The 10077-nt window shown below is 72.2% G+C and carries 7 protein-coding genes; 2 read left to right on the top strand and 5 right to left on the bottom strand.

The window, feature by feature from the left end:
• Positions 1–124: 124 nt before the first annotated feature.
• The 5 genes from ACZ470_RS38920 to ACZ470_RS38900 are packed head-to-tail and all read right to left on the bottom strand — an operon-like array spanning position 125 to position 8239.
• Positions 125–730, bottom strand: coding sequence for a GTP-binding protein (locus tag ACZ470_RS38920; protein ID WP_468434695.1), 606 nt, complete (start codon positions 728–730; stop codon positions 125–127).
• Positions 711–4394, bottom strand: coding sequence for a hydantoinase B/oxoprolinase family protein (locus ACZ470_RS38915; RefSeq protein ID WP_468434694.1), 3684 nt, complete (start codon positions 4392–4394; stop codon positions 711–713). Before ACZ470_RS38915 ends, ACZ470_RS38920 begins: the two co-directional genes overlap by 20 nt.
• 24 nt (positions 4395–4418) lie before the next feature.
• Entirely contained in the window at positions 4419–4814 is a 396-nt protein-coding gene (locus ACZ470_RS38910) for a DUF742 domain-containing protein (protein ID WP_468434693.1), read from the bottom strand.
• Between the two features lie 9 nt (positions 4815–4823).
• Entirely contained in the window at positions 4824–5258 is a 435-nt protein-coding gene (locus ACZ470_RS38905; protein WP_217129918.1) for a roadblock/LC7 domain-containing protein, read from the bottom strand.
• The gene (locus tag ACZ470_RS38900) at positions 5255–8239 is read right to left on the bottom strand and encodes a sensor histidine kinase (RefSeq protein ID WP_468434692.1); all 2985 of its coding nucleotides are present in this window, start codon (positions 8237–8239) and stop codon (positions 5255–5257) included. The genes ACZ470_RS38905 and ACZ470_RS38900 overlap by 4 nt, the downstream gene beginning before the upstream one ends.
• A 416-nt stretch (positions 8240–8655) precedes the next feature.
• Between ACZ470_RS38900 and ACZ470_RS38895 the strand changes: the two genes are divergently transcribed.
• Together ACZ470_RS38895 and ACZ470_RS38890 are read left to right on the top strand one after the other, a co-directional pair.
• Positions 8656–9162: a hypothetical protein gene (locus ACZ470_RS38895; protein WP_468434691.1), complete on the top strand. Its 507-nt coding sequence runs from the start codon at positions 8656–8658 to the stop codon at positions 9160–9162.
• 106 nt (positions 9163–9268) lie between these two features.
• Positions 9269–10066 (top strand): IclR family transcriptional regulator, encoded by a 798-nt coding sequence (locus ACZ470_RS38890; protein WP_468434690.1) that lies wholly within the window; start codon positions 9269–9271, stop codon positions 10064–10066.
• Positions 10067–10077 lie beyond the last annotated feature (11 nt).

The raw sequence follows: 10077 nt of genomic DNA, 5'->3' as shown, positions 1-10077 counted from the left end.
GGAGCGGCGGATAGGCAGACTACCCCCCCCCCCCCCCCCCCCCCCCCCCCCCCCCCCCCCCCCCCCCCCCCCCCCCCCCCCCCCCCCCCCCCCCCCCCCCCCCCCCCCCCCCGCGGCCGGGGTCTCAGGTGGTGACCGTCTGGCGTCGCTGCGAGGCCTGGGACATGGCGTGCTGGACGACGCCGATGAGGGTCTCCTTGACCGACTCGCGGTCCCGCGCGTCGCACATCAGCAGCGGTACGTGGTCATCGAGGTCGAGGGCCCCGCGGATGTCCTCGGCCGGGTAACGCGCCGCCCCCTCGAAGCAGTTGACGCCGACGAGGAACGGGATGGAGCGCCGCTCGAAGTAGTCGATGGCCGCGAAGCAGTCCTCCAGCCGCCGGGTGTCGGCGAGGACGACGGCTCCGAGGGCACCTTCGGACAGCTCGTCCCACATGAACCAGAACCGCTCCTGTCCGGGCGTGCCGAAGAGGTACAGCACCAGGTCCTCGCGGAGCGTGATGCGGCCGAAGTCCATGGCCACCGTGGTGGTGTTCTTCGCTTCCACACCGGAGGTGTCGTCGACCGGACGTCCGGCCTCGGTGAGGAGTTCCTCGGTGCGCAGCGGCCTGATCTCGCTGACCGCGCCGACGAGCGTGGTCTTGCCCACGCCGAAGCCGCCGGCCACCAGGATCTTGAGCGTGACGGGCTCGACCGGGGGCTTGCCGCGCTCAGAACGCCCGAAGATCATCGATCTCTTCTCCTGCTTGATGGGGGTCGGGCGGCGGGCCGTATCCCCCGCCGCCGGGGGTTTCGATGACGAGTACGTCTCCGGGGCCGACGTCCGCCGAGTCGCTCCCGGCGAGCCGGGTGACCGTGCCGTCCGCTCGTTCGACCCGGTGGGCGCCCGGTGCGCCGGGTTCACCGCCGGCCATGCCGTACGGGGGCACCCTGCGGTGCTGGGACAGGGTGGAGACCGTCATGGGCTCCAGGAACCGGATGCGGCGCACGGCTCCGTCCCCGCCGCGCCACCGTCCGGCGCCGCCGCTGCCGCGGCGCACCGCGAACTCCTCGAGGCGGACGGGCAGTCGCCACTCCAGGATCTCGGGGTCGGTCAGCCGCGAATTGGTCATGTGGGTCTGTACGACGGAGGCGCCGGGGAAGCCGTCTCCGGCGCCCGAACCGGAGGCGACGGTCTCGTAGTACTGGTGCCGCGCGTTGCCGAAGGTGACGTTGTTCATGGTGCCGGAGCCCTCCGCCTGGACACCGAGGGCCGCGTAGAGGGCACCCGTGATGGCCTGGGAGGTCTCCACGTTGCCCGCGACGACGGCCGCCGGCGGTTCGGGAGCCAGCATGGAGCCCGGGGGCACGATGATCCGCAGCGGGCGCAGACATCCGTCGTTGAGCGGGATGTCGTCGGCGACCAGGGTGCGGAAGACGTAGAGGACCGCGGCGTTGACGACGGAGAAGGGGGCGTTGAAGTTGGTGGGCAGCTGCGCGGACGTGCCGGTGAAGTCGATGGTCGCGCCGCGGTTCGCGCGGTCCACGCGGACGCGTACGCGGATGACCGCGCCCGAGTCGGTCTCGTAGGCGTACTCCCCGTCGTCGAGGGCGTCTACGACCCGGCGCACCGCCTCCTCGGCGTTGTCCTGGACGTGCTTCATATAGGCCTGGACGACGTCGAGTCCGAAGTTCTCGATCATGCGGCCGACCTCGTCGACGCCCTTGTGGTTGGCGGCGATCTGGGCGCGCAGGTCGGCGAGGTTGGTCTTCGGGTTGCGGGACGGGTGAGGTGCCTCGGTGAGGAGGCGGAGGGTCTCCTCCTCGCGGAAGCGGCCGTTCTCGGTGAGCAGCCAGTTGTCGAAGAGGACGCCCTCCTCGTCGATCGTGCGGCTGTCGGCCGGCATGGATCCCGGGGCGATGCCGCCGATCTCGGCGTGGTGGCCGCGTGAGGCGACGTAGAAGAGCACCTTCCCGTCACTCTCCGTGCCGTCGGTGGGCCGGCTGTCGAAGACCGGGGTGATCACGGTGACGTCGGGCAGATGGGTGCCGCCGTGGTACGGGTCGTTGACGGCGTAGGTGTCGCCGGGGCGCATGTCCGGGCCGCGCCGCCGGATGACCTCCTTGACGCTGGTGCCCATGGAGCCCAGGTGGACGGGGATGTGCGGGGCGTTGGCCACCAGGTTCCCGTCGGGGTCGAAGAGGGCGCAGGAGAAGTCCAGGCGCTCCTTGATGTTGACGGACTGGGCGGTGGACTCGAGGCGGGCGCCCATCTGTTCGGCGATGGACATGAAGAGGTTGTTGAAGACCTCCAGCAGAACCGGGTCGGATTCCGTGCCGGCTTCGGAACTCTCCGTAACCGCTGCGCGTTCCATGACCAGATGCCCGTCGTCGGTCGCCGCGGCCCGCCAGCCGTCGTCGACGACGGTCGTCGCGCCGGACTCGGTGATGATCGCCGGGCCGGTGACGGTCTCGCCGGGGGGAAGGTCCTCCCGGCGGTGGAGGGGTACGTCGCGCCAGGTGCCGCCGGTGTGGAGGCGGACGGTCCGCGGGCCGGCGGTGCCGTGTCCGGGGGTGCCTTCGTAGGGCGCGAGGGCGGAGAGATCGGGGGGGTCGGTGATGCCGGTGGCTTCGACGGAGAGGGCTTCGACGACGATCGGGCGGTCGAGCGTGAAGGAGTACGTGGCGCGATGACGTTCTTCGAAGGTGCGCCGCATCGTGCCGGGGTCGGTCAGCTCGACGGTGAGGGTGGTGTCGGTGCCGTCGTAGCGGAGCTGGGCGCGGCGGGTGACCTCGACGCGGTCCTCGGGGACGTCCTCGGCGAGGAGTTCGGCGCGGGCGGCGGTCTCCAGGTCGTCGGCGGTCCGGTGGACGCCGGGCATGGCGGCCGGTTCCAGGGGGGCCTCGACGGATTGTTCGCGCATGGCCGTGGTGTCGGCGAGGCCGATGCCGAGTGCGGAGAGGACGCCCGCCATGGGTGGGACGAGGACGGTGCGGATGCCGAGGGAGTCGGCGACCATGCAGGCGTGCTGTCCGCCGGCTCCGCCGAAGGTGGTGAGGGCGTACCGGGTGATGTCGTGGCCCTTCTGCACGGAGATCCGCTTCACCGCGCCGGCGATGTTGGCGACGGCGATCCGCAGATAGCCTTCGGCGACCTGCTCGGGGGTGCGGTCGTCGCCGGTCCGCTCGCGGATCTCGCGGGCGAGGGCGGTGAAGCGGTCACGGACGAGCGCGGCGTCGAGGGGTTGGTCCCCGTCCGGGCCGAACACCGTGGGGAAGTGGGCGGGCTGGATGCGGCCCAGCATGACGTTGGCGTCGGTGACGGCGAGCGGGCCGCCGCGCCGGTAGCAGGCGGGGCCGGGGTCCGCGCCCGCCGAGTCGGGGCCCACGCGGTAGCGGGAGCCGTCGAAGTGGAGGACGGAGCCGCCGCCTGCGGCGACTGTGTGGATGTCCAGCATGGGGGCGCGCAGCCGGACTCCGGCGATCTGTGTGGTGAAGACGCGTTCGTACTCGCCCGCGAAGTGGGAGACGTCGGTGGAGGTTCCGCCCATGTCGAAGCCGATGACGCGGTCGAAGCCGGCGAGCTGGGACATGCGTGCCATGCCGACGATGCCGCCGGCCGGACCGGACAGGATGGCGTCCTTGCCGCGGAACTGCCCGGCCTCGGTGAGACCGCCGTTGGACTGCATGAACATCAGGCGGACGCCGTCGAGTTCGTCGGCGACGTGCCGGACGTAGCGGCGCAGGACGGGCGAGAGATAGGCGTCGACGACGGCGGTGTCCCCGCGCGGGACGAGCTTCATCAGGGGGCTGACCTCGCTGGACAGCGAGATCTGCGAGAAGCCGATGCGGGCGGCGAGATCCCCGACGGCCTGTTCGTGGGCGGGGTGGAGATGGCTGTGCACACAGACGACGGCGACGGCCCGGATGCCGTCGTCGTGGGCCTGCCGCAGGGGTCCGGCGAGGGCGTCCAGGTCCGGGGCGCGCAGGACGGTGCCGTCGGCGGCGATGCGTTCGTCCACCTCGACGACCCGTTCGTGGAGCAGCTCGGGCAGGTCGATGCGGCGGGCGAAGATGTGGGGGCGGTTCTGGTAGGCGATGCGCAGGGCGTCGCGGAAACCGCGGGTGACGACCAGCAGGGTCCGTTCGCCCTTGCGTTCGAGAAGCGCGTTGGTGGCGACGGTGGTTCCCATGCGCACGGCGTCGACGGGCTCCTCGGATCCGGCCAGCAGCTCGCGGACCCCCACGACCGCCGCGTCGGTGCTGTGGCTCCCCCGGCCGCCGTGAGTCCGGGGGGAGTCCGGGGCCGGGTTGTCGGACAGCACCTTGTGCGTCAGCAGCCGGCCGTCGGGGCGCCTCGCGACGATGTCGGTGAAGGTGCCGCCTCGGTCGACCCAGAACTGCCAGCCTGTCACGTCAGTATCCCGCTTCCGCGCCGGTCACAGCGCCCGGAGGCCGTTGATCACGTCGCGCAGAATACTCTCGTCCGGCAGCTCGGCCGGGGGTACCGGCCGGTTCACATGGACGAATTCGGAATCGACGAGGTCGCCGACGAGGACCCGGACCACTCCGATCGGCAGATCCAGCTCGGCGGAGAGCTCGGCGACCGTCTGCGAGGTGTCACGGCACAGTTCGACGATGTCCACGTGTTCCGGGGACAGCGTGGGATCGGTCTCCGGATCGTCCGCGTGCGGCTCCGTGACGACCACCGCGATCAGGTCGAGGCGGTGCTGGGCCGCACTGGTGGTGCGGCCCCGCGTCATCGCGTACGGACGGACGACCGGTCCGGCCTCGTCGTCGAACCAGTGGCTTCTACCCTGACCGTCAGCGCTCATGTCATCCCACTACCCGCCCGAGGGCAGATCGGTGCGTGGAGCGGCGCCCAGATGCACACCGACCCGCTTCACGAGGAGCGTCATCTCGTAGGCGACCTGTCCGACGTCCGAGTCGGCGTCCGCGAGGACGGCGAGGCAGCTGCCGTCGCCGGCGGCGGTGACGAACAGGAAGGCCTCGTCGAGTTCGACGACGGTCTGACGGACGTCGCCCGCCTCGAAGTGGCGGCCCACACCCTTGGCGAGGCTGTGGAAGCCGGAGGCGACGGCGGCCAGATGCTCGCTGTCCTCCCGGGTGAGGTCCTTCGACGCGCCCGTGGGCAGGCCGTCGCCGGAGAGCACGATCGCCTTGCGGATGCTGGCGACGCGGTCCACCAGGTCGTCGAGGAGCCAGTTCAGCTCCCCCTTGTCGGTCGTGGTGTGGCCGGTGGCCCTCGGTGCGGTCATCGACCGTCCCCCTTTGTCGTTCGTCGTGGTGCTGTGCCGCTGTCGGCCTCGTCGCCCGCGGCGTTCTCCTCGCGGCCGCGCTGCCAGCCGCGCTGGAGCGATGCCATGCGGCTGCGTACTTCGTCGGCATCCCGTTCAACGGGCCGGGCCCGGTCCTCGTTCCGCCGTTCGGCACTGTGCTTGAGCTGCGGGGCGAGACTGGCCTGCCGTACGCGTCGCGGGAGCGATCCGCCCTCGGGCCGCGTGGCGCCGGCGTCCGTCCCGCCCGCGGCCGGCGCGGAGTCGTCGGGGCCGCTCGCCGCGATCGCGGGGCGGCGGGTGCGCCGGGGAAGGCCGGCGGGGGGCTCCGGCCGCTCGTCGCGCACGGTTCCGGGGGGTGCCGTGGCGTCGTTCCGCTCCCCGGCGCCGGTGCCGGGGGACGGGCGGTCGCCCCGTCGGCGGGCGGGCAGCGGCGGCAGCGACTCCGCTTCGGGCTGTTCGCTCCCGGGGTGGGAGGAGGTCCGTTCGGCGCGGCGGGCGGGGAAGGAGGAGGCTGGCTCCGAGGCCGGACGGCCGGGGCCCCGGCGTCCCGCGGCGTCCTCGCCACGGCGGCGGGCCGGCAGCGGAGGGGGTGCTTCCCCCTCGGCCCCGGACGGCGTGGCCGGCGCGCCGTCCTCGGTGGTCCGCCCGCCCCGGGTGCGCGCGTCACGGACCGGGCGCCCGTGGGAGCTGACCAGCTTGGGTGCCCCCCTGCGGGCCAGCGGGACCGGGGCGCTCGTCCGGTCACCGGACTCCGGGTCCGTGGCCTCCCGGGTGTCGGGGGTCCGGTGCTCGCGGCCCGACCGCTCCTCCTTGGAGCCGGTGAGGGAGCTGCGGGGCCGGAAGAGGCCGCCGTGCTCGCTGTCCTCGTCGTCCAGTGCACCGGGGAAGCCACCGATGGCGTCCAGGTCGACGGGTGCTTCCAGTTCGACCGGTCCGTCCAGCAGCGAGGCGGGGAGCCGGGGCAGCTGTACGGGCACCTGGGAGAGCGCGGCGCGGCGGCTCTCCTCCGGTTCGCGGTCCTTGGCCCGCTGGGGGCGGTCGAGGCGGAAGCCGATGCCGTTGGTGTCCGGAACGTCGTCCGTCAGGAGTGCGTCGGGGATGAAGACGACCGCTGTGGTGCCCCCGTAGGGGGAGGGCTGGAGGGAGACCCTGACGTTCTGACGCTGGGCGAGGCGGCTGACCACGAACAGGCCGAGCCGGTCGGTGTCGGAGAGCTCGAACTCCGGGGTCTCGGCGAGCCTGAGGTTGGCGTCCAGGAGGGCGTCGGCCGCCATGCCGAGCCCACGGTCGTGGATCTCCAGGGTGAAGCCGTTGGCGACGCGCTCGCCGAGGACCTGGACGGCGGTGTGCGGCGGGGAGAACACCGTGGCGTTCTCCAGCAGCTCGGCCACGAGATGGGTGAGGTCGGCGACGGCCGGGCCCGTGACGGCGACCCTCGGCAGCCGGCGGACCTCGATGCGCTCGTAGTCCTCGACCTCGGCGACGGAGGCACGGACGACGTCCATGAGCTGGACGGGTTTGCGCCACTGCCGGGAGGGGGCGGCGCCGGAGAGGATCACCAGGCCCTCGGCGTGCCGGCGCATGCGGGTGGTCAGGTGGTCCAGACGGAACAGGTCGGCGAGTTCCTCGGTGTCCTCGGTTCGGCGCTCCATGGTGTCCAGCAGGGTGAGCTGCTTGTGCAGCAGGACCTGGCTGCGACGGGCGAGGTTGACGAACACCTCGGAGACGCCGGCGCGCAGTTCGGCCTGTTTGACCGCGGCCTCGACGGCGGCGCGCTGGAGGGTGTTGAGGGCCTGGCCGACCTCTCCCATCTCGTTCTTGTCGTACTCCAGGCGGGGGACCTCGGTCTCGACGTCGACCTGTTCGCCCGCCGAGAGGCGGCGCATCACACTGGGCAGCCGCACGCCGGACGCCTCGTGGGCCTCCAGGCGCAGCTGCCGGAGGTCCCGGATGAGCCCGCGGCCGATGCGTACGGAGAGGAAGAGGGAGACCAGGAGGGCGACCAGTCCGAGGACGCCGGCGATGACGGCCTGGGTGATGACGCCGACGGCGACGGGGCGGACGCGGTCCTGGTAGCGGTCCGCTGCCTGGTCGTTGAGGGTGCCGAGTTCGGAGAGGACCTTGCCCGCGGCGATGTCCCAGCTCTTGGCCGTGATGCCGCGGGGCTCCCCGGTGCCGGTGGACAGGGCCGCCTCCTCGCCCACGCGCAGCGGGGCGGACGCGGCGTTCTTCCAGAAGGCCTCGTAGCGGTCGCGTTCGGACGCGGGCAGTTGCGGCAGTCCGGCGTCGTACATCAGCGTGCGCTGGGCCACGAGGTCGGAGATGTCCCGCATTTCGGCCCGGGACAGCTTGCCGACGATCAGGGCGGAGCCGAGCAGGGCGTCCTCGCGGGAGAGCAGTTCGCGGGCGCGGGCGAGACTGACCAGGGCGCGGTACTGCTTGTCAAGCTCGACGTCCTCGACCACGTGCAGATTGGCCAGTAGGACGTAACACGGGTCGATCAGCCTGTTGTAGAGGTCGAGGGCCTGGGAGCGGTTGACGGTGCCGTCCTCGACGCTGCGGCGCAGGGACTCGATGCCCTCGAAGGAGTCGAGCACCGCGCTCAGATCGCCGGAGTCGTCGTGCATGGCCTCGCGCAACTCCGCGTTCGCCGCGCTCCTGCGGACCTCGGCGACGGCCTGGTCGGTGGCCACGCGGCTGCGCCGGAGAGCGGCGAGTCCGTCGGAGGCCCGGGGGTCGGCGAGATGGACGAGGGTCTGCCGGCGCTCCTGCTGGAGGACGCGGACGGTGTCCTCGACGGGATAGCCGACCTCCTCCATCACCGACGACACGTCGACCAGATGGCTTGCCTCGCGGCCCGTGAGCACCGTGGTGAAGGCCCAGATCGTCGTCAGGGACAACAGCGGCACGAGAAGCAGCGCCACGATCTTCCGGCGGATGGACTTCCCGCGAAAGCGCATGGCCTCCCCCAGCTCGGCCCCCGATTGACCGGGGGTACACATGTGCGTCAACAAACGGCGCGAGCCTACTACCGCGCCGGGGCGAACTCGAAGAGCTGTCCGGAAGCTCTAGTTCCACACCGGGGGCGGGAGATGGGGAGTTGTCCGGCCATTGGGGGAGATTGCCTCCCGGAATCCGGGGCGCGCCCCTCGGGCCGATATCCCGTACGGGCGGGGAGGGTTGGCCGATTTCTTTCCCAGTCGGGAATCTTTACGACGTGCCGTTCGTCCTTCTCTGTGGGAATGAGGGCGGAATCGGCCACATGAGCCGTGTTCCGCCCCTGGGCGGCGTAGAAGAGCGCAAGCAGGGCAGCCAGTGGAGTACCGGGTCTTCGGACACGAGTGAGTGGTCTGCCGGCGGTGGGGAGGACACGTTGATGGGCACGGCGGAGCGGCGTGAGGCATCCGAGGAGGGTGCGGCGGCGCAGGTGACGGCGGCGCGGACGTCCGTGGAGGACAGTGGTGAGCCCGGTGGCTCCCGCGGGAAGGCCTCGTACCGGCCGCTGTGGATCGAGGAGCCGGCCCGGCGGCGCCGATTGCCCGATCCGGTACGGACGGCGGCCGTACGGGCGGTCCTCATCATCGCGGTGACGCTGATTCAGGCCATGGTGGCCTTCCTGAGCACACTGGCCGGGTCCTGGCTGGCGTTCCCCATGGTCATCAGCAGCGTCGTCAGCACGATCCTGGCGACGTGGGGGGTCCTGGACGTCTGGGTGACCCGCCAGGTCTGGAACCAGCGCCATGGCGTGGTGTCCGCGCCCAGCAGCACCGCGCGGGCCCTGCGGCGCGAGCGGCGCCGCGCCCGCCGCCGGGAGCGGTCCGCCCAGCGGGCGCAGGCGCGAATACGCCGGCGGAGTGGAGCCGGGCAGCTCTCCCACTCCTGAGACCGCTCACTGACCGGAATGCGGGCCCTGGGTACGCTGGAGTTGCGTAATGCGCGCCGGCCGGCGCCCTGCGCAACGGTTGCCGACAGATGGTGAGACCCGAGCCATGACCCGCCCGCAGAAGCAGCCCGGGAGGAACGGGAAGGGCACGACGAGTGCCGTGCAGTCCGTGGACCGTGCGGTGAGCGTGCTGGAGATCCTCGCGCGGCACGGCGAGGCGGGTGTCACGGAGATCGCCGGCGAACTGGGCGTGCACAAGTCCACCGCCTTCCGGCTGCTCGGTGTCCTGGAGAACCGCGGTCTGGTGGCGCAGGCCGGGGACCGCGGCAAGTACCACCTCGGGTCCGGGGTGCTGCGCCTCGCGGGCGCGGCGGCGGTGCGGCTGGACATCTCGCAGGAGGCCGTCCCGGTGTGCCGGGACCTCGCCGACGAGCTGGGCGAGACGGTGAACACCGCGGTCCTGGACGACGACGCCGCCGTCAACATCATGCAGGCACGGGGCACGGCGGCGATCACGGCGCAGAACTGGCTCGGCCGGCGCACCCCGTTGCACGCCACCTCCAGCGGCAAGGTGTTCCTGGCCCATCTGCCGCCCGCCGTCCGTGAGGGGCACCTCGCTGGCCCACTCCCCCGGTTCACGGAGCGGACCGTCACCACGGCGTCGGTGTTGCGCGGTGAGCTGGAGACGGTGGTCGAGCAGGGGTACGCCACGACGCTCGAGGAGCTGGAACTGGGCCTCGCGGCCGTCGCGGCGCCGGTCCGCTCGCACGACGGCACGGTGATCGCGGCGATCAGTGTCTCGGGGCCGGTGTACCGGCTGCGCGCGGACCGGCTGCCCGAGCTGGGCCGCCGCACGGCGTCGGCGGCGGCCGAGCTGTCCCGGCGCATGGGCTACGGCTTCTGAGCAGCGCCGGG

This window comes from Streptomyces sp. NPDC031111 (assembly GCF_055570675.1).
The sequence above is the reverse complement of the archived record's forward strand: the minus strand, read 5'-3'. Positions and strand labels throughout refer to the sequence as shown.